The 23,017-nt window shown below is 50.1% G+C and carries 24 protein-coding genes; 11 read left to right on the top strand and 13 right to left on the bottom strand.

Translation table 11 applies throughout. The annotated features are described in order from the left end of the window. Window positions 1–23: 23 nt before the first annotated feature. The 5 genes from FTE26_RS19400 to cspH form a co-directional block, all read right to left on the bottom strand. Window positions 24–2,120 (bottom strand): YjbH domain-containing protein, encoded by a 2,097-nt coding sequence (locus tag FTE26_RS19400; protein WP_000742348.1) that lies wholly within the window; start codon window positions 2,118–2,120, stop codon window positions 24–26. Next, entirely contained in the window at window positions 2,120–2,866 is a 747-nt protein-coding gene (locus FTE26_RS19395) for a capsule biosynthesis GfcC family protein (RefSeq protein WP_001038062.1), read from the bottom strand. The genes FTE26_RS19400 and FTE26_RS19395 overlap by 1 nt, the downstream gene beginning before the upstream one ends. Then, window positions 2,863–3,507, bottom strand: a complete 645-nt coding sequence (gene gfcB / locus FTE26_RS19390; RefSeq protein ID WP_001247610.1) for a lipoprotein GfcB — start codon at window positions 3,505–3,507, stop codon at window positions 2,863–2,865. The genes FTE26_RS19395 and gfcB overlap by 4 nt, the downstream gene beginning before the upstream one ends. Window positions 3,508–3,613: 106 nt before the next feature. Then, the gene (locus tag FTE26_RS19385) at window positions 3,614–3,919 is read right to left on the bottom strand and encodes a threonine-rich inner membrane protein GfcA (protein WP_001295358.1); all 306 of its coding nucleotides are present in this window, start codon (window positions 3,917–3,919) and stop codon (window positions 3,614–3,616) included. A 441-nt stretch (window positions 3,920–4,360) separates the two neighbouring features. Then, the gene (gene cspH / locus FTE26_RS19380; protein ID WP_000087763.1) at window positions 4,361–4,573 is read right to left on the bottom strand and encodes a cold shock-like protein CspH; all 213 of its coding nucleotides are present in this window, start codon (window positions 4,571–4,573) and stop codon (window positions 4,361–4,363) included. Between the two features lie 285 nt (window positions 4,574–4,858). On the opposite strand from cspH, the gene cspG reads away from it, so the two are divergent. From cspG to FTE26_RS19360, 4 genes are read left to right on the top strand one after another with little or no spacing between them, the layout of a single operon-like run. Further along, on the top strand, window positions 4,859–5,071 hold the full coding sequence (gene cspG, locus FTE26_RS19375) for a cold shock protein CspG (protein WP_000066490.1): 213 nt from the start codon (window positions 4,859–4,861) through the stop codon (window positions 5,069–5,071). 10 nt (window positions 5,072–5,081) lie between these two features. Further along, window positions 5,082–5,270, top strand: coding sequence for a cold shock small protein YmcF (ymcF, locus tag FTE26_RS19370; RefSeq protein WP_071524879.1), 189 nt, complete (start codon window positions 5,082–5,084; stop codon window positions 5,268–5,270). Further along, window positions 5,245–5,475: a protein YmcE gene (ymcE, locus tag FTE26_RS19365; protein WP_001316982.1), complete on the top strand. Its 231-nt coding sequence runs from the start codon at window positions 5,245–5,247 to the stop codon at window positions 5,473–5,475. The genes ymcF and ymcE overlap by 26 nt, the downstream gene beginning before the upstream one ends. Continuing rightward, entirely contained in the window at window positions 5,465–5,638 is a 174-nt protein-coding gene (locus tag FTE26_RS19360; protein WP_001019197.1) for a GnsA/GnsB family addiction module toxin, read from the top strand. The genes ymcE and FTE26_RS19360 overlap by 11 nt, the downstream gene beginning before the upstream one ends. Window positions 5,639–5,685: 47 nt before the next feature. Here the strand turns inward: FTE26_RS19360 and FTE26_RS19355 are convergent, their stop codons facing one another. Beyond that, a complete protein-coding gene (locus tag FTE26_RS19355) occupies window positions 5,686–6,759 on the bottom strand; it encodes a 4Fe-4S binding protein (protein WP_000829668.1) in 1,074 nt (357 codons plus the stop codon). A 71-nt stretch (window positions 6,760–6,830) separates the two neighbouring features. Then, window positions 6,831–9,575: a TMAO reductase system sensor histidine kinase/response regulator TorS gene (gene torS / locus FTE26_RS19350; protein WP_071587339.1), complete on the bottom strand. Its 2,745-nt coding sequence runs from the start codon at window positions 9,573–9,575 to the stop codon at window positions 6,831–6,833. 82 nt (window positions 9,576–9,657) lie between these two features. Here torS and torT point away from each other — a divergent pair, with 82 nt between their 5' ends. Beyond that, complete coding sequence (torT, locus tag FTE26_RS19345) at window positions 9,658–10,686, top strand: TMAO reductase system periplasmic protein TorT (RefSeq protein WP_001264955.1); 1,029 nt, start codon at window positions 9,658–9,660, stop codon at window positions 10,684–10,686. Here the strand turns inward: torT and torR are convergent. Then, on the bottom strand, window positions 10,659–11,351 hold the full coding sequence (gene torR / locus FTE26_RS19340; RefSeq protein ID WP_001120112.1) for a two-component system response regulator TorR: 693 nt from the start codon (window positions 11,349–11,351) through the stop codon (window positions 10,659–10,661). The genes torT and torR overlap by 28 nt on opposite strands. A gap of 129 nt (window positions 11,352–11,480) precedes the next feature. Here torR and torC point away from each other — a divergent pair, with 129 nt between their 5' ends. From torC to torD, 3 genes are read left to right on the top strand one after another with little or no spacing between them, the layout of a single operon-like run. After that, on the top strand, window positions 11,481–12,653 hold the full coding sequence (torC, locus tag FTE26_RS19335; RefSeq protein ID WP_085674455.1) for a pentaheme c-type cytochrome TorC: 1,173 nt from the start codon (window positions 11,481–11,483) through the stop codon (window positions 12,651–12,653). Continuing rightward, window positions 12,653–15,199, top strand: coding sequence for a trimethylamine-N-oxide reductase TorA (gene torA / locus FTE26_RS19330; protein WP_001062099.1), 2,547 nt, complete (start codon window positions 12,653–12,655; stop codon window positions 15,197–15,199). Before torC ends, torA begins: the two co-directional genes overlap by 1 nt. Next, complete coding sequence (gene torD / locus FTE26_RS19325; RefSeq protein ID WP_000209869.1) at window positions 15,196–15,795, top strand: molecular chaperone TorD; 600 nt, start codon at window positions 15,196–15,198, stop codon at window positions 15,793–15,795. Before torA ends, torD begins: the two co-directional genes overlap by 4 nt. Window positions 15,796–15,887: 92 nt before the next feature. Here the strand turns inward: torD and cbpM are convergent, their stop codons facing one another. Both cbpM and cbpA read right to left on the bottom strand, forming a co-directional pair. After that, complete coding sequence (gene cbpM / locus FTE26_RS19320) at window positions 15,888–16,193, bottom strand: chaperone modulator CbpM (protein ID WP_000024560.1); 306 nt, start codon at window positions 16,191–16,193, stop codon at window positions 15,888–15,890. After that, entirely contained in the window at window positions 16,193–17,113 is a 921-nt protein-coding gene (gene cbpA / locus FTE26_RS19315; protein ID WP_000420629.1) for a curved DNA-binding protein, read from the bottom strand. Before cbpA ends, cbpM begins: the two co-directional genes overlap by 1 nt. A 259-nt stretch (window positions 17,114–17,372) precedes the next feature. On the opposite strand from cbpA, the gene FTE26_RS19310 reads away from it, so the two are divergent. Together FTE26_RS19310 and agp are read left to right on the top strand one after the other, a co-directional pair. Continuing rightward, the gene (locus FTE26_RS19310; RefSeq protein ID WP_000097599.1) at window positions 17,373–18,632 is read left to right on the top strand and encodes a YccE family protein; all 1,260 of its coding nucleotides are present in this window, start codon (window positions 17,373–17,375) and stop codon (window positions 18,630–18,632) included. A 291-nt stretch (window positions 18,633–18,923) separates the two neighbouring features. Beyond that, window positions 18,924–20,165: a bifunctional glucose-1-phosphatase/inositol phosphatase gene (gene agp, locus FTE26_RS19305; RefSeq protein ID WP_001044313.1), complete on the top strand. Its 1,242-nt coding sequence runs from the start codon at window positions 18,924–18,926 to the stop codon at window positions 20,163–20,165. Window positions 20,166–20,202: 37 nt separating this feature from the next. On the opposite strand, the gene FTE26_RS19300 is transcribed toward agp, so the two are convergent. Together FTE26_RS19300 and wrbA are read right to left on the bottom strand one after the other, a co-directional pair. After that, complete coding sequence (locus tag FTE26_RS19300; RefSeq protein WP_001143120.1) at window positions 20,203–20,430, bottom strand: YccJ family protein; 228 nt, start codon at window positions 20,428–20,430, stop codon at window positions 20,203–20,205. Between the two features lie 20 nt (window positions 20,431–20,450). Then, on the bottom strand, window positions 20,451–21,047 hold the full coding sequence (gene wrbA, locus FTE26_RS19295; protein WP_001151437.1) for an NAD(P)H:quinone oxidoreductase: 597 nt from the start codon (window positions 21,045–21,047) through the stop codon (window positions 20,451–20,453). Window positions 21,048–21,419: 372 nt separating this feature from the next. Here wrbA and FTE26_RS19290 point away from each other — a divergent pair, with 372 nt between their 5' ends. Next, window positions 21,420–21,593 (top strand): general stress protein, encoded by a 174-nt coding sequence (locus tag FTE26_RS19290; protein WP_001273658.1) that lies wholly within the window; start codon window positions 21,420–21,422, stop codon window positions 21,591–21,593. 82 nt (window positions 21,594–21,675) lie between these two features. Here the strand turns inward: FTE26_RS19290 and rutG are convergent, their stop codons facing one another. Further along, complete coding sequence (rutG, locus tag FTE26_RS19285; protein WP_001297178.1) at window positions 21,676–23,004, bottom strand: pyrimidine utilization transport protein G; 1,329 nt, start codon at window positions 23,002–23,004, stop codon at window positions 21,676–21,678. Between the last annotated feature and the right edge of the window lie 13 nt (window positions 23,005–23,017).

Below are 23,017 nucleotides of genomic sequence, written 5' to 3'. Positions count from 1 at the left end.
GTAATGTTATGAATTACGTCAGGTTATTGTCCAACCGGTACTTCTCGCTCTGCCGTCATTGGATAGAGCTGGTATTTGCGTGACAGCATTTGTCCACCATCACGCGTCAATGGTGTCCACGAAACCACCGCGCGGTTGCGGTTAGGTCCAATGGTCATCAAGTCGAATGGAATCGAGATATAAAAACCTTTACTAAAGCCGCCTTCGCCGTAGTCATCTTTAGATACGTTACTGATTGCCGCCCATACCCCTACCGCCACGCCGCTGTCAAAGCGTTTGGCGACGTCGATCGTTGCGCCTTTATCTTTTGCCAGATATTGCCCAACGCTAAGTTTCATCAGTACGCCATTGAGCGTCGGCGGGTTCCAGTAAGCCGTCACGAAACCTGTTGGCGTGGAATAATCGGTGAAACGCATCATGTTGTCCCAGTCACGCTGCTTCACGTAGTTAACGTCCACACCCAGCGCCCAGCTGGCATCTAGCGGGCGATAAAGCAGCTCGGAACCGACACCGGCATACATCGTTTCCAGATAACCGCCATACACCTGGCCATAGAAACCATTGCCTAAGTCAGCAAAATAGTTCGCCTGCAAGTTGTTGAGATAAACGTCATTGCGAACGTAGTCACGGATATGCGTGCGCACGCGGGGCAGGGTAGAGTCCGCGGGCAACAGCGAAGACTTAAACTTGTCGTAGTTGTTGTAAATATTGGTGAAAATACCGCCATCAAGCAGCAGGTGGTCGGTAAACCAGTAGCGGGCACTGGACATCAGCCCCAGCTGGAACATATAGAAATCTTCCGGGCCGCCCAGCGACTGTGAAAGTGTTGGGTTGAAAGAGTAGCTAAAGCGATCTTCACGAATACGGTAGCCCCGACCAAAGGCAGAAAGATCTTCTGCTTCAACACGTTGTTGTTGAAGTTGCTCTGATTGACCAGGCGCTGTACCAGCCAGCTGTTTGCGCAGGCTGGCTACGTCGGTTTCGGTAGTCACCATCGCCATATGCTCGCGCTTTTGCGTCACGCTAATCTTCTCAACGCCTTGCGGCAGGTTATTCACCAGAATCCGGTTGGCACGATCGACCGCTTCGCGAGAATCACGGTATTTGTATTGTTGACCAGACATATACAGCGTCTTATCGCGCAGCTGAATTTCCGGTGCTTCAAAACCTGCGTTGTACTTCAGCGCGGTAAGTTGGTTCGCTACTGTGGTGTACTGCAATCCTTCAGATTCAGGCGCAGGTTGATATGCCGGTTTTGGCGTATCGCGCAGGGCAGGGCGCAGATCGTTGAAATTGGTCCGTAACGTGAAGCCAAACATCAACGTGTTACCGCGTTCATAACTCAGGTTGAGATCTGCCCAGCTGGCAGCGCGATAAACTGCGCCGACGTTGAAATGGCTTGCCTGAGGCAGTTTGCCAGCGAAATCATTCTGGTAATTGTTGCCATCGTATTCGAGTTTCAGACGCAGGGGATTCCACGGCGTTTGATACTCAATGCCGCCAAAGATGGAAGCCGGGCCACGAAAGATATCGCTAAAGCTGATATCGCCCGCATCGTGAGACTCTGCGCGATGACAATATTTATCGCTCACCCGGCAAAACGGGTTGGTAATATTGCCCGCATTACCGGCGTAGCCCCATGCCATCCCGAGGGTGAAATCAAATGGCCCCGCTTGCTTGCTGGCCACCAGATACTCACCGTCAAACAGACCCGTACCAGCAATATCACGTTTGCCAAACGCCACTTGCGGTAGCCAGTAACCTTCTTCCCACAGGCGAAGTTTAAAATCGAATGATTTGTCTTTGTATGACTGATCGCCGCTGAAATCTTCCCACTGGCTATATTTGCGTGTGCGCACATCCGTATAACGAATGGTGCCTTCCAGCCATGGGAACAGCGCCACGGAGGTGGAGTAGAACCGGTATTGATCGTTATCCCGGTAGTTGACGCTGAATTCACCTTCCGGTGCGATGCGCGCATTTGGCATCTGCAACAATCCTGTGCCGCCAAAGTCTGATTGCGACGAACCCAGCGGATCCGGGTAGGTTAATACTTCAGCATGACAGGCACTGGAGACGGCAATGGCCAGGCAGCTTAAAAGATAAGAATTCTTCTTCATCAGTCAGGAACACGTTGCGTTAAAACAGACACAATCTGGTCATTTAAATCAGCATATTTTTCGGGCAGTACATGCGCAGAAAAGCCCAACCAAAGCTGGCTGCCAGGCGGTGGTTCCACATGTCTTTTATTCCACAGGGCAACAGGGGCGACGACAGTCTCACCCTCAGGCGTAATCACCATAACGTTATTCTTGTCCGCGCCTGCAAGGCGGGGGTGATCTTGCAGATAATCGGTAACGCTACGGCCTGCCTGCCAAGGCAATTGCCCAGCCCCAGAAACCGCACCCAGCAGAGTAATAGTCACCGGACGCTGTACGGTATAGAGCGTATAGTCCCCGACCAACGGGGGATTGCTGTTCTCATCCACTCGTACAAAATCAGGGTCCAGTTTGACCGGTAAGCGACCAGTGATATTGAGATTGAGTAACTGCTGGCGCACGGATTTAATCGTTGCCGCCACATCGTCGTCAGCTTCTGCTTCCCAGGAAGCAAGCTGTGCCATGACATGTTGGTAGTCTTTAAGCGCTTTAGCTTTCGCCGCAGAGTCGGTCAGCAAGGCACCAGGCCACCAGAGGCGATCGCGCAGTTGCGGTTGTGTCACCAACTGGACAACATTTTCCATGGGGCCAACGGAAAGTGTCTGTTGTTCGCCAGGCAGATAAATAGTCACCGTTCCTTGCGCAAAGGCATGGGGTGTCATTACGTAAAGTACGCTGGCAATGAAATACGACTGTAATTTATTCATGGTGCGGGTTTAAGAAACGTCATTTCTACGGGAATAACCCCTGCGCCTAACATTTGCCGACTTTGACGAACCTGGCCAGTAGCCGAATCGACCCAGAATGTGTTTTGCCACTGTTTTTCTGGCCGCGTGGAAGTCACCTCTTCCTGCCAGACATTACACAGCACATTGCGACCCGCAATATTCAGCGTCTCTAATCCAGCAAAGGAAAAAGTAGAACTCAGGGTCGCAGAGCGAAAATGGTTGTCTTCACTCCAGAGAATATCGCGCGTCCAGCGGCTGCCATCTTTTATTGCCAGCGCGTTACGCAGAGGGTCCTGCCCGGAATTTGTCACTTCCAGCAGATTATTATTAAGTTTGACGGTTTTTAAAAGACGTCCATTGTGGGTAACCAGCATGGCGTTATCCTGGGATAACCATTTGCTTTGTTCTTGTTCTATATATCCCAGTACCACAAAGATTCGTTGCCCTTCATTAAGGCGTAAATACATCGTGGAATAAGGCAACGCCTGGATCTGCTGATCCGCTACGGTGATATCCTGATTATCGAAAAGGCTGGCGCGAAATGTATCGACCATACTTTGCTGGCTGTGCGTACATCCCGCAAGAAATAGTGCGAAAATCGATAAAATAAGAGGGCGCACCTTTAATCCTTGAAAGGTTAATTAAAAAAATGCAAATCTCTAAAGCCCGGTACGAATATCGCAACCGGGTATCATTTAACTTTAATTTCGACGCGTTAAAGCAGTATTAGCGTGTAGTGGACGTGGTGGTTGAGGTGTTATGAGAACCGCCATCGCCACTGTCATTTGCTGCAACAACTGCCAACGTCGCCACACCAACAGCCGTTGCCACACCGACAACTGTCGCCGTGCCGACAGCGCCAGCAGCCACGCCACCAGTGGTAGTAGCAGTCGTGGTTGCGCCGGTAGTGGTCGTTGTGGTGCCAGTAGTACCCGTCGTTGCCTCGGTCCCGTTTGTTGCTTCAGGGGCAGCAAACGCAGCTGGCGTCGTCAACATGAAGGCCATAAGGATTGCAGAAAGCTTGTGTTTCATAACTTTTCCTTTATTCATCGCATGGACAATACGTACGCTTGAGATCAGGATTGTCTACTTTGAGTATAACATCCTTGTGAAATCTCCCTTTCCTCATACCGCTTGCACTATATACTGCGGGTAGGAAAGGCGCGCAGAGGGAAATATAAGATTGTTAACTATCCCCCTCTGGAAATACGACTTGTGAGCATAAGATAAATCTTAGCAAAATACAAATTAAAGATAAGGAAATTGTTACGAAAGCTATTAATTATTGTTGGTAATATAGTTTCAAGTGGTACTATAACTGGCTGTTAAATGGCATTTATAACTATTAGGTGCAGAGATATTCGCTTAAATGGATTAGTTTCTTTGTGGAAAAGTAACTGATGTTATAATGTATGATGTTGACTATTGCACTATTCCAATAAAACCAGTCAGCTTTAAACAAGCAGCGTCATATTAAGAGAGATAAACATTTGCCGCTGTTGGTCCTCGCAGGCCATTTACGCGGCAAAATTCCACACGTAATCCTGGTATAAGCACTTCTGCGTCGCGGGGAGTGAATGCGGAAATATGGACCTGAACTTCTTTACGACCGTCGGAGGGGATAATGAATCCTTTGCCGCTTTTGCGATCAAAGGTTTTGACAATTCCTGTCATTTTACGGGACAAACAAATTCCTTACTGAAAATACTGCGCTGCACTATACGGGGTTAATAAAATAAAGCCAGCGATATTTAAGACCGCCGGACGGCTAAAATAAAATTTGCTTAATCTCAATTATCATGCGTTAATAGCTGCGTCGGTTTGAAAGACAGACAGCATACAAAGTAGTTTACTAAAGCAGTTCTCATTATCAGGCATTATCCCCTTCTTTTGAGTCTCTCTCCTGAACACTAAGTAGTTTCTGTATTAAAGCCCTGTTTGCCGAAAGGCCCAAAATGAAGGAAGTAAAATATGTCTAATAAAATGACTGGTTTAGTAAAATGGTTTAACGCAGATAAAGGTTTTGGCTTTATCACTCCTGATGATGGCAGCAAAGACGTTTTCGTCCATTTCACTGCCATCCAGAGCAATGAATTCCGCACGCTGAACGAAAATCAGAAAGTTGAATTTTCTATTGAGCAGGGGCAACGTGGCCCCGCGGCAGCGAACGTTGTTACGCTCTAAGGTTGCCGTTATTACTCAACATCTCCATTTCCGCTGTCCATGTTGTCATGGTTCACAGTACCGTACATCGGCATTCGATGTGACGGAGCGAAACCCTTTGGGCGCTAAGTGTATTTTTTGTAAATCGACGATGATCACCTTTGATAACGTCGCGCTGCAAATACGCACGGACCATGCGCCGCTGGATTTCACAAAATAATATCAGGCTCCCTCGTGGAGCCTTTTTTATATCTGCCTTATTTTTCTTCAACGCTGTATGTATAGTAAGCGATAACCTGTTGATTATTGAATCTTTCGGGGAGATGGCTTATAACATTTCTTACCTGACCAGGGTACCGGGAACCAACACCTTACTGGCGTGTTGCTGTCTTTCAAGACCAGAAGAGGTTAACAGTGAATATTGAAGAGTTAAAAAAACAAGCCGAAACGGAAATCGCCGACTTTATCGCGCAAAAAATCGCCGAGCTGAACAAGAATACAGGGAAAGAAGTCTCTGAAATTCGCTTCACCGCACGAGAAAAAATGACCGGGCTTGAAAGTTATGATGTCAAAATCAAAATAATGTGATTTTGTGAACATCACCCGTGCGAGGTGATGTTCCGCTTGTTGCTAATTTAGTGACCAATCATTGGCGCTTGTGGAATTAAGCGTCGGTACAATTCATCCGGTACCGGGCTTTGCCATACTCCCGCATACATTGCGTAACCAATCACCGCAAACATAATCCCCAGAACCAGTAGCGTCATTAACCAGCCAGACAACGCAAAGGCTTTTTTATTTGCCGCAGGTTTTTGCAGTGAAAAGGTCAATGTTGAGGCTACCGGACATGACTCTACGCAAGTCATACAGCCGGTACATTCCACTGTTCGTACCTGAATTAATTTATCGACCGGGATCCGTGATGGGCAATTTTTTGCGCATTTGCCACAGTCGATACAACTTTCGGCATTGCGACGAATCTTAAACGGCGACAATAGCGAAACCACGCCCATCAGCGCGCCATATGGGCAAAGATAACGACACCAGGCATGGCGAATAAACAGGCTGGCAATCAGCAAAACGGTCACGCTGATTAATGTCGCGGTCCCCATATGACGAAAGAAATCGAGCATTTTAACGTCCATCACCACGCTGTAGGGCGACAACATAAAATAGTGAATCGCCTGAGCGGGCATCAATAACGCGATATAGAGAAAAAAACTCAACAGCAAATACTTCACGCCGCGCAGAGGAATATCCAGCCAGCGGGGAAGGACACATTGCCGACCAAACAGTTTGTTACCGAGATCGCCGATTAATTCAGAAAGCGTACCAACCGGGCATAACCATGAGCAAAAGGCCTTTTTGAGTAATAGACTGATGACGATAAAAGCGACCAATAACAGCATCGCGGCGGCGTGGACGGACGGTAACTGACCTGTTACAAGGCTATATTTCAGATTCATCAGCCCGGCAATCGGTAGCCAGCCTTCGATACCTCCCGGTCTGGCGACAAATGTCGTGCTACTTGCCGTTTCGTAATAGCGCACCCAATACCAGAACGTGATGGCAATATAAATATTCATTGCCAACAGTAATAATTGCGTCGCTTTACGCCAGGTCGTGGCATTACGCCAGTCATTCCACGGTAATTTGCCGCCCGTCGTGCCTGGCCGCCGCTGCCAGCGGGTTCTTTTATTCTCTGCCATGATTTTGCCAGTCCGTTAAGTTGTATACCAAATGCCACTATTCTAGTTGTTCTTAACTGGCTGATATTGATTCAAATCGCGTTCAGGTCTTTCTTATGCAACCATGCTTCCAGAGCGGCAACACTGCATGTAATTTCTTCGTGTGGAAGGGGGGCAGATAATGGCTGCTGCTCCAGTTGTGCGCATAGCTGGCTGGCGATACGCATTCCCAGACTCGAGCAACTGCTTTTTAGCTGATGCGCGGCACGCTTTATTTTCTCGCTATCCTGACTGGCGCGGGCAATGTCGATTTCATCGAGAAGCGGCAGGGCATGTTGTGTAAATAATACCAGCCATTCGTGGATCTTCTCCGTCCCCATTAACTGAGCATCTTCATTGAGTTGCGATACATCCAGCGATTGATCGTTATTGACTTGCAGTTGGAGATAGTGCGCCAGTAACTGACCGAGCACTTCACGCGGCACCGGTTTAGGGATAATCCCGCGGAATAATGAACTGGTACGCTGGCGCAGCGTTTCGTCAATGACATGGGCGCTAAAGCCAATCAAAACCAGCGACGGATATTGCTGTGCCAGTTGTCGGGCAAGCGTAATGCCGTCGACATCCGGCAGATCAAAATCCACCAGTGCGGCAGCAAACGGTTCGCTATTTTGCAGTGTCTCTAAAGCCTGCGCGGCATTGCCAACAGCAACAACCTGCGCACCACTGGTGTTCAGCATCTCAACGGTAATTCGCTGGGTTAGCGGGTTATCTTCAATTAACAGCAAACGTAAACCGTCAAGACGCACCGCCTGATTGACTGTTTTTGGCACGGGTGCCGTGGCAACACGTAACGGCAAGCGTAAACAAAAACAGCTTCCAACCTCCGGCGTGCTGGTGGCGCTCAGTTCGCCGCCCATCGCCTGGGCCAGACGGCTACTGATAGTCAGCCCCAGCCCGGTGCCGCCGCGTTTGCCGCTTACCTGCACAAATGGCTGGAAGATTTCTGCCAGTTTCGCGGGATCAATACCGCAGCCGCTGTCTTCCACTTCGACCAGCCATTGCTCGCCATCAGTGCGACTACGCAGGATAATGTACCCTTCGTCAGTAAAACGCAGGGCGTTGCTCAACAGGTTGGTTATAACCTGACGAATACGTCGTGGATCGCCCATTAACGCGCACGGCATATCATCGGCAATTGCCGTTGCCAGGCGAATCGGGCGACCTTTCACCCGTCCGCTCATTAATTGCAGGGTACTTTCCAGCAGCGGGCGCGGTTCAAAGGGCTCATCGCTGACCGAAACATTCTTGCCACCTGCTTCGATAGCGGAATAATCGAGAATATCGTTGAGGATGGTCAGCAACGATTCACCAGAGTCAGTAATTGCCCGCAAATCATCACGCTGGGCGTTAAGTGCGGGGTTATCTGCCAGCAGTTGAGCAGTGCCGAGAATACCGTACAGCGGTGTGCGGATCTCATGGCTCATCGCCGCCAGAAACGCCGATTTTGCCTGGCTGGCTTTTTCTGCTTCCGCCCGTGCCTGTCGGTGTTCTATCACCAGTTCCTGCAATTCAGCTGTACGCGCTTTGACCTGCGCCGCCAGCTGTTCGCGGTGGCGATTCAGTGCATGAACATTGCTGCGAAACGCATCCATCAGCCGCCCGATGGTATCCAGCTCCCGTACGCCAGCGGTTTCCGGGAAAGGGGAGTCAATATCACCGTCCAGCAGCCGTTGCAGCGCCTGCGTTTGTTCGGCAAGTGGACGCGTGACTGAGCGATAAACCACGCGCCAGAGGATCAGAATCAGTGCGCAAAGAGAAACTATTCCCAGCAATAACAGGCTGTATTGCCCGCGTGCACTCGCTTTTTCCAGATGCGCCAGTCCGTGCTGATTACGCAGCTCAATGGTATCGACCAGCTGACTGACTTCGCTACTAAACTGCGCGAACTGGGCGATGTTATTTTGGGCGAGAGTTTGCAGGTGAGTGCTGATTTCACTGTCCTGCTGATACAGCGCCAGTAGATCGCTATATTGGCTAACGGTAGTTAACGTTGTTGCGACCTGCGCACGAACTCCCGGATCTTCAATGCGTATTTGCCGACGTTGCAGAATTTTCACCGCATTATTGAGCTGCTTTTCCAGCGTTGGTGCATTTTTCTGGATCTGCTCCAGCCCCAGATTCATCACCATTTGCTGCACCCGCAGAGCGCTAAGGCGCAGTTCATTCATCTGGTTAACATACTCAAGATCGATATCAATCAGCCGATCGAGTGCACTTTCAGCAGCCTGACGCTGATCTTGTTCGATCAAATCGTAAATCCCGGCCTGGGTCGCTCCAGCGGAAGTTGTCGCATTATTCGCCTGACCTTGCGCCAGGCGTGCGATCTCATCGGCGGCAGCGACTATCTGCTGACTGAGTTGCCGTTGTTGCTGGCGTAGTTGCAGACGCCGCCCCACCAGTTCCCCTTGCTGACGTAATGAACGGGAGATCTCCTGCTCCTGTTGTTCAATAGCGGTGGTATCAAAACCTTGTTCCCGTAACGCTTGCAGCAACGCATTAATCTTCAGGCTTTGTGCGGTGAGCATTCGCCCCTGCGCCTGCCACATCTTTTCGTTATCGGCACTGGTCAGGTTCTGCGCGGCGAAAAGTTCCCAGGCGCTGGCTTCGCTCAACTGGCGCGCCATATTCATGGTAGGAATCAATGCCTGAGTGTTGTCTTTTTCCACCTGGCTAATAAAGCGCAGGTTGTACCATCCCACCAGGGTACTGGTCAGGGTTAACAGCGCCATCAGGGCAAAGCCCATCCAGAGTCTTCGGGTCAGGGTTAAATTCACGGTCGGTGCACTTAAGGTGAAAAAGGTTGAGTCGCAAAGCGGAATGCATCTAGCATAAAGCCTTATTATTGATGAGGCTATCATGCGCGTACTGCTATTTTTACTTCTTTCCCTTTTCATGTTATCGGCATTTTCGGCTGATAACCTGTTGCGCTGGCATGATGCGCAGCATTACACGGTGCAAGCCTCTACGCCGCTTAAAGCCAAACGCGCATGGAAACTGTGCGCGCTTTATCCCAGCCTGAAAGATTCATACTGGTTATCGTTGAACTATGGTATGCAGGAGGCAGCTCGCCGCTATGGTGTGGATTTAAAAGTGCTGGAGGCAGGCGGCTACAGCCAGTTGGCTACCCAGCAAGCACAAATCGACCAGTGTAAACAGTGGGGCGCAGAGGCCATTTTGCTCGGTAGTAGCACTACGTCATTTCCCGACCTGCAAAAGCAGGTAGCAAATCTGCCGGTGATCGAACTGGTAAATGCTCTTGATGATCCCCTGGTGAAAAGCCGCGTTGGTGTACCCTGGTTTCAGATGGGCTATCAACCTGGGCGATATTTGGTGCAATGGGCGCACGGTAAACCACTGAACGTGCTGTTGATGCCCGGACCCGATAATGCCGGGGGCAGTAAAGAGATGGTCGAGGGTTTTCGCGCAGCCATTGCCGGAAGCCCGGTGCGTATTGTTGATATTGCGCTTGGTGATAACGATATTGAAATCCAGCGTAACCTGTTGCAGGAGATGCTGGAACGCCACCCAGAAATCGACGTCGTTGCCGGAACGGCCATTGCGGCAGAGGCGGCAATGGGTGAAGGGCGTAACCTGAAAACGCCGCTTACCGTGGTGTCGTTTTATCTTTCACATCAGGTGTATCGCGGGCTGAAGCGGGGAAGAGTGATTATGGCTGCCAGCGATCAAATGGTCTGGCAGGGGGAACTGGCGGTTGAGCAGGCCATCAGGCAATTACAGGGGCAATCGGTGTCTGATAATGTCAGCCCACCGATTTTAGTTCTGACGCCGAAAAATGCCGACCGTGAACATATTCGCCGCTCGCTGTCACCAGGGGGATTTCGTCCGGTCTATTTTTATCAGCACACATCAGCGGCTAAGAAATAACCTTCACCATGTTGCGTCACCAGTAAATCCGCGCTGAGTTTATGACGTAAACGACGAATTAACACATCGACGGTGCGCAGGTCAGGGTTTTCCACCCGACGCGCAGAAAGCATACGTAGCAGACGTTCACGGCTGAGAATTTCGCCCGGATTCGTCACAAATGCCACCAACATTTCATACTCTGCGCGGGTCAGTTTAATCGGCTCGCCATCCCGCTCCAGCGTATGGCGCGACACATTCAGGCAATAACCGGCAAAGCGATAGCAGTTGTCCTGAGTGTGCGGTTGAGCTTGTCGCGCGAGGTCGATTCGCCAGAGCAGATTTTTCACCCGTACTACCAGTTCGCGCAGTTCCAGCGGTTTGGTGACGTAATCGTCTGCGCCCATTTCCAGCCCAACAATACGGTCAATCCGATCGCTGCGTCCGGTAACCAGAATAATCCCCACCGTTGAGCGTTCTCGCAGGGCGCGGGTTAACATCAGGCCATTTTCATCGGGTAAGTTGATATCCAGCAGAATTAAATCTACCGGCTGATTCTGCATAATTTCCCGCAGCCCGGCACCGCTCGCTGTAACGGAAACGGTATACCCCTCCTGAGTGAAGTAAGATTGTAATCGCGCCTGGGTAACCGGCTCATCTTCAACAATAACAATGTGATGTGGCATCAGAGGGTTTTACTCATTCTGTTCATATCTGTTCATATTCTGCCGTAAGCCGTTCATCCTGACCAGTGCCGCTGTTCATATTTGCTCATTAAGATCGCTTCACTAAACCATAATTTTACAGGGGCTATTATGCGGAAACTCTGGAACGCGCTACGCCGACCCAGTGCTCGTTGGTCGGTACTGGCGCTGGTCGCAATTGGGATTGTGATTGGCATTGCGCTGATTGTATTGCCACACGTTGGAATCAAAGTCACCAGCACAACCGAATTTTGTGTCAGTTGCCACAGTATGCAACCGGTGTATGAAGAATATAAACAGTCGGTGCATTTCCAGAACGCCTCCGGCGTGCGAGCTGAATGCCATGACTGTCATATCCCGCCGGATATTCCAGGCATGGTGAAGCGCAAACTGGAAGCGAGCAATGATATCTACCAGACCTTTATTGCTCACTCCATTGATACACCTGAAAAATTCGAAGCCAAACGCGCGGAACTTGCCGAGCGTGAATGGGCGCGAATGAAAGAAAACAACTCGGCAACCTGCCGCTCCTGCCATAACTACGATGCGATGGATCATGCGAAGCAGCATCCTGAAGCGGCACGTCAGATGAAGGTGGTAGCGAAAGATAATCAATCCTGCATCGACTGTCATAAAGGTATTGCCCACCAGTTACCGGATATGAGTAGCGGCTTCCGTAAGCAGTTCGATGAGCTGCGCGCCAGTGCTAATGACAGTGGTGACACGCTGTACTCTATTGATATTAAGCCAATTTATGCGGCGAAAGGCGATAAAGAAGCCTCTGGTTCTCTGCTGCCTGCTTCGGAAGTGAAAGTCCTTAAACGTGACGGCGACTGGCTGCAAATTGAAATTACCGGCTGGACGGAAAGCGCCGGACGTCAGCGTGTACTCACCCAATTCCCAGGTAAACGCATCTTTGTTGCCTCGATTCGTGGTGATGTGCAGCAGCAGGTAAAAACGCTGGAGAAAACCACCGTTGCCGACACCAATACCGAGTGGAGCAAGTTGCAGGCCACTGCGTGGATGAAGAAAGGCGACATGGTGAACGATATCAAACCGATCTGGGCTTATGCGGATTCGTTGTACAACGGCACCTGTAACCAGTGCCACGGCGCACCGGAAATCGCCCACTTTGACGCTAACGGTTGGATCGGCACGCTCAACGGCATGATTGGCTTTACCAGTCTCGATAAACGTGAAGAACGCACCTTGTTGAAATATCTGCAAATGAATGCGTCTGACACCGCAGGTAAGGCTCACGGCGATAAGAAGGAAGAAAAATAATGAACAATAACGATCTCTTTCAGGCATCACGTCGGCGTTTTCTGGCACAACTCGGCGGCTTAACCGTCGCCGGGATGCTGGGGCCGTCATTGTTAACGCCGCGCCGTGCGACTGCGGCGCAAGCGGCGACTGACGCTGTCATCTCGAAAGAGGGCATTCTTACCGGGTCGCACTGGGGGGCTATCCGCGCGACGGTGAAGGATGGTCGCTTTGTGGCGGCAAAACCGTTCGAACTGGATAAATATCCGTCGAAAATGATTGCCGGATTGCCGGATCACGTACACAACGCGGCGCGTATTCGTTATCCGATGGTACGCGTGGACTGGCTGCGTAAGCGCCATCTCAGCGATACCTCCCAGCGCGGTGATAACCGTTTTGTGCGCGTGAGCTGGGATGAAGCCCTCGACATGTTCTATGAAGAACTGGAACGCGTGCAGAAAACTCACGGGCCGAGTGCCTTGCTGACCGCCAGTGGTTGGCAATCGACGGGGATGTTCCATAACGCTTCGGGGATGCTGGCGAAAGCTATTGCCTTGCATGGTAATAGCGTTGGTACGGGCGGAGATTACTCTACCGGTGCTGCGCAGGTGATCCTGCCGCGCGTGGTTGGCTCAATGGAAGTGTATGAACAGCAAACCTCCTGGCCGCTGGTATTGCAGAACAGCAAAACCATTGTGCTGTGGGGCTCTGATTTGCTGAAAAACCAGCAAGCGAACTGGTGGTGCCCGGATCACGATGTTTATGAATATTACGCGCAGCTAAAAGCGAAAGTCGCCGCCGGTGAAATTGAGGTCATCAGCATCGATCCGGTTGTCACATCCACCCATGAGTATCTGGGGCGCGAGCATGTGAAGCACATTGCGGTTAACCCGCAAACTGATGTGCCGCTGCAACTGGCGCTGGCGTATACGCTGTACAGTGAAAACCTGTACGACAAAAACTTCCTCGCTAACTACTGTGTGGGTTTTGAGCAGTTCCTGCCGTACCTGCTGGGTGAGAAAGACGGTCAGCCGAAAGATGCCGCATGGGCTGAAAAACTGACCGGCATTGATGCCGAAAGCATTCGTGGGCTGGCGCGGCAGATGGCGGCGAACAGAACGCAAATTATTGCTGGCTGGTGCGTGCAGCGTATGCAGCACGGTGAACAGTGGGCGTGGATGATTGTGGTTCTGGCGGCGATGCTGGGGCAAATTGGCCTGCCAGGTGGTGGCTTTGGTTTTGGCTGGCACTATAACGGCGCAGGCACGCCGGGGCGTAAAGGCGTTATTCTGAGTGGTTTCTCCGGCTCTACGTCGATTCCGCCTGTTCACGACAACAGTGATTACAAAGGCTACAGCAGCACCATTCCGATTGCCCGTTTTATCGATGCGATCCTCGAACCGGGGAAAGTGATCAACTGGAACGGTAAATCGGTAAAACTGCCGCCGCTGAAAATGTGTATTTTTGTCGGAACTAACCCATTCCATCGCCATCAGCAGATCAACCGCATTATTGAAGGCTGGCGCAAGCTGGAAACGGTTATCGCCATAGATAACCAGTGGACCTCAACCTGCCGCTTTGCCGATATCGTGCTGCCTGCGACCACGCAGTTTGAGCGTAACGATCTCGACCAGTACGGCAACCACTCCAACCGTGGCATTATCGCCATGAAACAGGTGGTGCCGCCGCAGTTCGAGGCGCGCAACGACTTTGATATTTTCCGCGAGCTGTGCCGTCGCTTTAATCGCGAAGAAGCCTTTACCGAAGGGCTGGACGAAATGGGCTGGCTGAAACGCATCTGGCAGGAAGGTGTACAACAAGGCAAAGGACGCGGCGTTCATCTGCCAGCGTTTGATGACTTCTGGAATAACAAAGAGTACGTCGAGTTTGACCATCCGCAGATGTTTGTTCGCCACCAGGCATTCCGCGAAGATCCGGATCTCGAACCGCTGGGCACGCCGAGTGGCCTGATTGAGATCTACTCGAAAACCATCGCCGATATGAACTACGACGATTGTCAGGGGCATCCGATGTGGTTTGAGAAAATCGAACGCTCCCACGGTGGGCCCGGCTCGCAGAAGTATCCGTTGCATCTGCAATCTGTGCATCCGGATTTCCGACTTCACTCGCAGTTATGTGAGTCGGAAACTCTGCGTCAGCAATATACGGTAGCGGGTAAAGAGCCAGTGTTCATTAACCCGCAGGATGCCAGCGCGCGCGGTATTCGTAACGGTGATGTGGTACGCGTCTTTAACGCTCGCGGTCAGGTGTTGGCAGGGGCAGTAGTTTCTGACCGCTATGCACCCGGCGTGGCACGAATTCACGAAGGGGCATGGTACGATCCAGATAAAGGCGGCGAGCCTGGTGCGCTGTGCAAATACGGTAACCCCAACGTGCTGACCATCGACATCGGTACTTCGCAGCTGGCGCAGGCGACCAGTGCGCACACTACGCTGGTGGAAATTGAGAAGTACAATGGAGCAGTGGAGCAGGTGACGGCGTTTAACGGCCCTGTGGAGATGGTGGCGCAGTGCGAATATGTTCCCGCGTCGCAGGTGAAATCATGACCACGCTGACAGCACAACAGATTGCCTGTGTTTACGCCTGGCTGGCGCAGTTGTTCTCCCGTGAACTGGACGATGAACAACTGACGCAAATCGCCAGTGCGCAGATGGCTGAATGGTTTTCGTTGCTGAAAAGCGAACCGCCGCTGGCTGCGGCGGTGAATGAGCTGGAAAACTGTATTGCCACGCTGACAGTACGTGACGATGCCCGTCTGGAACTGGCCGCTGACTTTTGCGGCCTGTTTCTGATGACCGACAAACAAGCGGCGCTGCCGTATGCATCGGCCTACAAACAGGACGAGCAAGAGATTAAACGCTTGTTAGTTGAGGCAGGGATGGAAACCAGCGGCAATTTCAACGAACCGGCAGATCATCTGGCGATCTATCTCGAATTGCTCAGCCATCTGCATTTTTCGCTGGGAGAGGGGACCGTTCCTGCGCGAAGAATCGACAGTTTGCGGCAAAAAACACTGACGGCGCTGTGGCAATGGTTACCAGAGTTTGTTGTGCGTTGTCGTCAGTATGACAGCTTTGGTTTTTACGCGGCACTAAGCCAGTTATTGCTGGTGTTAGTGGAGAGCGACCACCAAAACAGATAACGTCGTTTGTGCGCCTGAAAAGACGCGTTTAGCGTCGCATCAGGCATTATGGGGCAGTTGCCGGATGCGTCATCACATCCGGCAAACACACATCACGGATGAGCTACAAACCGGGAAAGTCGCTGGCGCAGCAGGCGGTTTTCCTGCTTCAGGTGCGCAATATCATCCATTAACGTCAGCGCCACCGCGATCCCCGGCCAGTCCAGAGCCAGTTCATGACGCAGGCGTACTGCGCGTTGCACCACGATGGCGGCATGGTCGTCAAATACCCAGGTTGTTTCCTGGATCTCACGCGGTTCAACCACCCCCAAACCGACAATTTCATTCAACTCCTCTTCAGAGATGCCGGTATGCAGGCAAAATTCGGTAATAGTAAAAGTCACCGTAACATTAGCCATTATGCTTTCCCCCAATCTTTACGTGGATCAAAAGACGACTGGGCGTCTGCCAGTTGCTGCCACAGCGCGGCAGTGTTTTCATCCGGTTTCGGCGGCATCACGATTTTCAGTACCGCATACAGATCGCCGGTCTGTTTTTTGCTCACCAGACCTTTGCCTTTAACGCGCAATCGTTGCCCGGCCTGGCTGCCTGGCGGGATAGTCAGCAAAATGCTTTCTTTCAGTGTTGGAACGGTGACTTTAGCACCCAGCGCCGCTTCCCACGGGCTAACCGGCACTACAATTTCCAGATCATGGCCGACAATATCGAACAGCGGATGTGGCGCAATATGAATCACCAGCCACAAATCGCCATTTGGACCGCCGTTTTCGCCCGGCGTCCCCTGGCCTTTCAGACGGATGCGTTGACCATTGCCGACGCCCGCCGGGATCTTGACATTCAGCGTTTTCGGAATTTCCTGTTCGATCATGCCAAAGGCGTTATAAACCGGCAGGTTATAGCTGATGGTACGCTTATGCTCAGTAAGCGTTTCTTCGAGGAATACCGCCACTTCGATTTCAATATCGTGGCCGCGTGTGGCGGGGCGTTGACGGCTCTGGCGGGCATGCTGACCGAAAATTGACGAGAAGATATCGTCAAAATCTTCGGCGTTAAAACTCTGACCGTCGCTATGATGGAACTGACGGTTAAATTGCGGATCGTTGCGATGTTGCCACATCTGATCATACTCAGCGCGACGTTGTTCATCACTTAACACTTCCCAGGCTTCAGCGACCTCTTTGAAGCGGGCTTCGGCATCCGGTTCTTTGCTGACATCAGGATGGTATTTGCGGGCCAGTCGACGATAGGCGGTCTTGATTGTCTTGAGATCGTCCGTCGGTTTCACGCCCATGATGGCGTAATAATCCTTTAATTCCATAGCGTTATCTCGCGTAAATCAACACAAATTGAAGGAACCCCTGTAAGGTAACTCCTATAAGTGTAGGGTAATCCTCAAAATTTCATATGCCAACACAGAATATGTTATTGAAATCATCGCGGAGAGGAGGTCGCCTCAAGGTGGGGTGCTGAACATATTTTAAACAGGTGAAAAAGGGTGAGCGATTTTTGATAGTGGAACCAGGCACTTTAAGTTTAACTGGGGCGTCATTATTTATTAAATTTTATAGGCGCTATATATGAGTAGTAATATACATGGAATTAGTTGCACTGCAAATAATTATTTGAAACAAGCCTGGAACAATATAAAAAATGAGCACGAAAAAAATCAAAAATATTCAATCACGCTTTTTGAAAACACACTGGTGTGTTTTATGCGGTTGTATAAAGAAATCAGACGTCAAAAAGCTGAAGACTACATTCCATGCCTGGAATGCGATTCACTAGAAAAAGAATTTGAGGAAATGCAGAATGATAATGATTTATCATTATTTTTGAGAACATTGCGTACTAATGATACAGAAACTTATTCAGGGGTTTCAGAAGGTATTACATATACTATACAATATGTTCGAGATATTGATATTGTTAGAGTGTCCTTGCCGGGCAGAGGTTCAGAGTCTATCACAGATTTTAAAGGTTATTATTGGTATGGCTTTATGGAATATATTGAAAACATTAATGCGTGTGATGATGTTTTTTCTGAGTATTGTTTAGATGATGAAAATATGAGTATCCAGCCAGAATGGATAAATACGCCGGGAATATCTGATTTAGATACTGGTATTGATTTGTCTGGTATATCTTTTATTCTGAGTGAAATTAATAAAACTTATGGATTAAAATACGCTCCAGTAGATGGCGATGGCTATTGTCTGTTAAGGGCCATACTGGTTTTAAAAGAACATGAGTATTCATGGGCGCTGGGCAGCCATAAGACGCAAAAGCAAGTATACGAAGAGTTTATTAAAATTGTTGATAAACAAACGATCGAGGCTCTTGTTGATACGGCATTCAATGATCTCAGGGAAGATGTAAAGACATTATTCGGCGTTAATCTACAATCTGACAACAAAATTCAGGGGCAGGGTGGTTTTTTATCATGGAGTTTTTTGTCTTTTAAAAAAGAATTTATTGATAGTTGCTTGAATGACAAAAAATGCATACTGCATTTACCCGAGTTTATATTTAATGATAATAAGGCACGCCTTGTTTTAGACACCGACCCAGAGCAGAAGGTTAATGAGGTGAAAAATTTCCTCACTGCTCTTTCAGATAGCATTTGCTCATTATTTATTGTTAATAGTAATGTGGCATCAATCTCCTTAGGGAATGAATCCTTTTCAACAGATGACGACCTTGAGTATGGGTATTTAATAAACACTGGCAATCATTATGACGTTTACCTCCCTCCTGAACTTTTTGCTCAGGCTTACGAGTTAAACAATAAGGAAAGGAATGCGCAAATTGATTTTTTAACTCGTTATGCAATTTACTGACAAAGGCATGTGCTAAAAACCATTGTTATTAGCCTCACTTCTCTTATTATTGGTACTATTGCCTCTGTATTAGTAACGCCGCTGATATTCTGTTTAGCCACAGGTGTAATCATCAGCGGCGTACGCGAGGCAGGGAGCTAATCAGGCATAGTTTGCGTCAAACCTTGCCTGTTTTTAAAGATGTATATAGAAAAACAGGCATTCAACAAGCCATTTTGCGAACCTGTTCCCGGAAAAATGTCATATTTCTGTCACACTCTTTAGTGATTGATAACAAAAGAGGTGCCAGGAATGAACAAAACGCTAATCGCCGCAACTGTGGCAGGGATAGTTTTACTCGCTTCAAATGCTCAGGCACAAACCGTACCGGAAGGCTATCAGCTACAGCAAGTGCTCATGATGAGCCGCCATAACTTACGTGCGCCGCTGGCGAACAATGGCAGTGTGCTGGAGCAGTCGACGCCGAATAAATGGCCCGAATGGGACGTCCCCGGTGGGCAACTCACCACCAAAGGTGGCGTGCTCGAAGTGTATATGGGCCATTACATGCGTGAATGGCTGGCACAGCAGGGGATGGTGAAATCGGGGGAATGCCCGCCGCCGGACACCGTTTATGCCTATGCCAATAGTCTGCAACGTACCGTTGCGACCGCACAGTTCTTTATTACCGGCGCATTCCCGGGGTGTGATATTCCTGTGCATCACCAGGAAAAAATGGGCACTATGGACCCAACCTTTAACCCGGTGATCACCGATGATTCCGCCGCATTCAGTGAACAGGCGGTGGCGGCAATGGAGAAAGAGCTCAGCAAACTCCAGCTTACCGACAGCTACCAACTACTGGAAAAAATCGTTAACTATAAAGATTCCCCTGCCTGTAAAGAGAAACAACAGTGTTCGCTGGTGGATGGCAAAAATACCTTTAGCGCCAAGTATCAACAAGAACCAGGTGTTTCCGGGCCGCTGAAAGTCGGCAACTCGCTGGTAGATGCGTTTACTTTGCAATATTACGAAGGTTTTCCGATGGATCAGGTGGCCTGGGGAGAAATCAAATCTGACCAGCAGTGGAAGGTGTTGTCGAAGCTTAAAAACGGCTACCAGGACAGCCTGTTTACCTCACCGGAAGTGGCGCGCAATGTTGCGAAACCGCTGGTCAGTTATATCGACAAAGCTCTGGTCACCGATCGCACCAGCGCACCGAAAATTACAGTGTTGGTTGGGCACGACTCCAACATTGCCTCTCTGTTAACGGCGCTGGATTTCAAACCGTATCAGTTGCATGACCAGAACGAACGCACGCCGATTGGCGGCAAAATCGTTTTCCAGCGTTGGCATGACAGCAAAGCCAATCGCGATTTGATGAAAATTGAATATGTGTATCAGAGTGCGGAACAGTTACGTAATGCCGATGCGTTAACCCTGCAGGCACCTGCTCAGCGTGTGACGCTGGAATTAAGCGGTTGCCCGATAGATGCCAACGGTTTCTGCCCAATGGATAAGTTTGATAGCGTGTTGAATGAGGCGGTGAAATAACAGAAAACTCCCCCGCGAGAAGTGGGGGAGTCGCTGGTTAAACGTTTTTACGTTCGATGGTCTGTTCGCCCCAAAAAAGCGAATCTTTATCGGTCTTAGCAAAGGCTTTGACTAACACTTCATCGCTACCTTCTTCCCAAATCTTTTCCGCCATTTTTTCGTCGTACCCGGCGACTTCGAAAATGGCCTCGGCTATTTCCGGCGACGTATTGCGCAGAGATGCCCATTCACCGACGTGATGAGCTTTCGCTTCTTGAGTTGGCATGCGTATCCTCCTGTTGAAGATTAGCCGTTAAGTTTAACTGCCAGACCTGCGACATATTCCCCTTGATAACGAGCAATAGACAGTTCTTCCTGGCTTGGCTGGCGTGAGCCGTCACCGCCTGCGATGGTGGTTGCGCCGTACGGCGTACCGCCGCGAACCTGTGAAACGTCAAATAATTCCTGCGCTGCGTAGCCAATGGGGACAATTACCATGCCGTGATGCGCAAGGGTCGTCCAGGTTGAAGTAATAGTTTGTTCCTGACCGCCGCCAGTACCGGTGGAACTAAAGACGCTCGCCAGTTTTCCGTATAGTGCGCCGGAAGCCCACAGGCCGCCCGTCTGGTCGAGGAAGGTACGCATTTGACCGGACATGTTGCCAAAGCGGGTAGGTGTACCAAAAATAATGGCGTCGTAATCGGCCAGTTCTTGCGGGGTTGCAACCGGTGCAGTTTGCGTTTTACCGCCTGCTTTTTCAAATAATTGCGGCGGCATGGTTTCCGGTACACGCTTAACGACAACTTCTGCGCCATCGACTTTGCTTGCACCCTCAGCGACTGCGCGTGCCATCGTTTCAATATGTCCGTACATGGAATAATAAAGCACCAGAACTTTAGCCATTTCTAACCACTCCTCGTGTTATCTCTATTCCGTAGCGATTCGCTACCACTTATTTAAAGATAAGACGTCCTTTTCAGAGTGCAAATTTCACAACCACTTATTTGATTTATAACAACTTTCACAAGCACGTAATTTTGTCGCAAAATGACACATTTTTATCTCATCGCGTTTTTTTAATCATAAGAGCGGCTTATGGATAATTATTTGAGATGATATCTATTCTCGCTAAGAAGCTGTTGCAGGATATTACCAAACGCGGGTCTGCCCGCGTCAGTTCACTAAGCTTAGTCCCACGTAGCGAAAATATGGCAGCCGCCATACGCCGCGTTAATTCTATGCAATATGATGTCTATACCCAGACGGAGGTCAGTAATGGCAAACCATCGAGGCGGTTCCGGCAATTTTGCAGAAGACCGCGAAAGAGCATCAGAAGCAGGTAAAAAAGGTGGACAGCACAGCGGGGGTAATTTCAAGAATGACCCGCAGCGCGCATCTGAAGCAGGTAAAAAAGGTGGCAAGAGCAGTCACGGCAAAAGCGACAACTAGCCGGGCTAATCAATGACGAATGCATTTTTTTCTTAGGCTCGTCAAAAAGTCATCACCGCCGGTAATCCCGGCGGTTTTCTGTTTATGGCTCCTGATGAACAACTTCTGGCGGTGGAACGTCAACCAACTTTCTGCTTAACAACGCATTGAGTAAAATCGCGCCAAAGGTTGCTGTACCAATCCCTCCCAACGTAAAACCGCCCAGCGTGAGAGCAAAATCACCCGCGCCCAGCACTAAGGTTACTGCGACCATAATCAAATTACCGTTCTGGCTTAAATCGACACGGTTTTGTACCCATATCCTTGCGCCTGCGACGGCAATCAGCCCGAACACAACAATTGATGCACCACCAATCACCGCGGCCGGAATGGTATGAATCAGCGCGCCAAATTTCGGTGAAAAGCCCAACAGCATGGCGATGACGGCAGCAGCGACAAACACCAGCGTCGAGTAGACTTTTGTCACGGCCATTACACCGATATTCTCGGCGTAGGTGGTTACGCCGCTGCCACCGACAGAACCAGAAAGCATCGTCGCCAGCCCATCACCGACGAATGCCCGCCCCATATACGGGTCCATATTGCGTCCGGTCATCCCGGCGACCGCCTTGAGATGACCTAAGTTTTCCGCCACCAGAATCACCGCCACGGGCGCAATCAGCATCATTGCCTGACTATTAAAAGCAGGAGTGGAAAAATGTGGCAAACCGAACCAGGCAGCATGGCTGACGAGAGTAAAATCGACGGCTTTTCCCAGCCCTAAAAGGTTGGTCATCACGCCATACAGCAGACAGGCGACAATTAAACCTACGAGAATCAATAACCGCTGGATCATGCCACGGGTAAACACCGCCACCAGCCCAATACACAGCACCGTCATTACCGCCATCCAGCTATCAAAGGCCGAAGCCGATACACTTTTCACTGCGATAGGCGCTAAGTTCAGGCCAATCGCCATCACCACCGCACCCGTCACCACCGGCGGCATCAGTCGTTCAATCCAGCGCGTACCGATTTTCATCACCACCAGGCCAATGACGGTATAAACCAGCCCACAGGCGATAATCCCGCCCAGCGCAATGCTGATATTCGGGTTAATGCCCTGACCGTTAAAGCCCGTCGCGGCGATCACCACGCCGACAAAAGCCGCGCTGGAGCCGAGATAACTGGGGACGCGCCCGCCGGTAATAAAGAAAAACAGTAACGTGCCGATCCCCGACATTAAAATGGAAAGATTGGGATCCAGCCCCATCAGAATCGGCATTAACACCGTCGCGCCAAACATCGCCACCGCGTGTTGAACGCCCATTACTGCCGTCTGAGCAAACGGCAATCGTTCATCCGGCGCGACCACGCCGCTCTCTGTAGAGGTCGATTTTAACTGCCAGTGAGGAAAACCGAACATTGCCATCAGCAGTCTCCTT

Source organism: Escherichia sp. S10b, assembly GCF_028421345.1.
GTDB lineage: Bacteria > Pseudomonadota > Gammaproteobacteria > Enterobacterales > Enterobacteriaceae > ECMA0423.
The sequence above is the reverse complement of the archived record's forward strand: the minus strand, read 5'-3'. Positions and strand labels throughout refer to the sequence as shown.

Bases quoted from the DNA above. Each gene is read 5' to 3' on its own strand.
- cbpM (WP_000024560.1), bottom strand. From the start codon at position 16,193: ATGGCTAATGTTACGGTGACTTTTACTATTACCGAATTTTGCCTGCAT.
- FTE26_RS19400 (WP_000742348.1), bottom strand. From the start codon at position 2,120: ATGAAGAAGAATTCTTATCTTTTAAGCTGCCTGGCCATTGCCGTCTCC.
- rutG (WP_001297178.1), bottom strand. From the start codon at position 23,004: ATGGCAATGTTCGGTTTTCCTCACTGGCAGTTAAAATCGACCTCTACA.
- torD (WP_000209869.1), top strand. From the start codon at position 15,196: ATGACCACGCTGACAGCACAACAGATTGCCTGTGTTTACGCCTGGCTG.
- cspG (WP_000066490.1), top strand. From the start codon at position 4,859: ATGTCTAATAAAATGACTGGTTTAGTAAAATGGTTTAACGCAGATAAA.
- FTE26_RS19395 (WP_001038062.1), bottom strand. From the start codon at position 2,866: ATGAATAAATTACAGTCGTATTTCATTGCCAGCGTACTTTACGTAATG.
- FTE26_RS19385 (WP_001295358.1), bottom strand. From the start codon at position 3,919: ATGAAACACAAGCTTTCTGCAATCCTTATGGCCTTCATGTTGACGACG.
- cbpA (WP_000420629.1), bottom strand. From the start codon at position 17,113: ATGGAATTAAAGGATTATTACGCCATCATGGGCGTGAAACCGACGGAC.
- FTE26_RS19300 (WP_001143120.1), bottom strand. From the start codon at position 20,430: ATGCCAACTCAAGAAGCGAAAGCTCATCACGTCGGTGAATGGGCATCT.
- torC (WP_085674455.1), top strand. From the start codon at position 11,481: ATGCGGAAACTCTGGAACGCGCTACGCCGACCCAGTGCTCGTTGGTCG.
- torA (WP_001062099.1), top strand. From the start codon at position 12,653: ATGAACAATAACGATCTCTTTCAGGCATCACGTCGGCGTTTTCTGGCA.
- wrbA (WP_001151437.1), bottom strand. From the start codon at position 21,047: ATGGCTAAAGTTCTGGTGCTTTATTATTCCATGTACGGACATATTGAA.
- FTE26_RS19310 (WP_000097599.1), top strand. From the start codon at position 17,373: ATGAGTAGTAATATACATGGAATTAGTTGCACTGCAAATAATTATTTG.
- torT (WP_001264955.1), top strand. From the start codon at position 9,658: ATGCGCGTACTGCTATTTTTACTTCTTTCCCTTTTCATGTTATCGGCA.
- torR (WP_001120112.1), bottom strand. From the start codon at position 11,351: ATGCCACATCACATTGTTATTGTTGAAGATGAGCCGGTTACCCAGGCG.
- FTE26_RS19355 (WP_000829668.1), bottom strand. From the start codon at position 6,759: ATGGCAGAGAATAAAAGAACCCGCTGGCAGCGGCGGCCAGGCACGACG.
- ymcE (WP_001316982.1), top strand. From the start codon at position 5,245: ATGCGCCGCTGGATTTCACAAAATAATATCAGGCTCCCTCGTGGAGCC.
- agp (WP_001044313.1), top strand. From the start codon at position 18,924: ATGAACAAAACGCTAATCGCCGCAACTGTGGCAGGGATAGTTTTACTC.
- FTE26_RS19290 (WP_001273658.1), top strand. From the start codon at position 21,420: ATGGCAAACCATCGAGGCGGTTCCGGCAATTTTGCAGAAGACCGCGAA.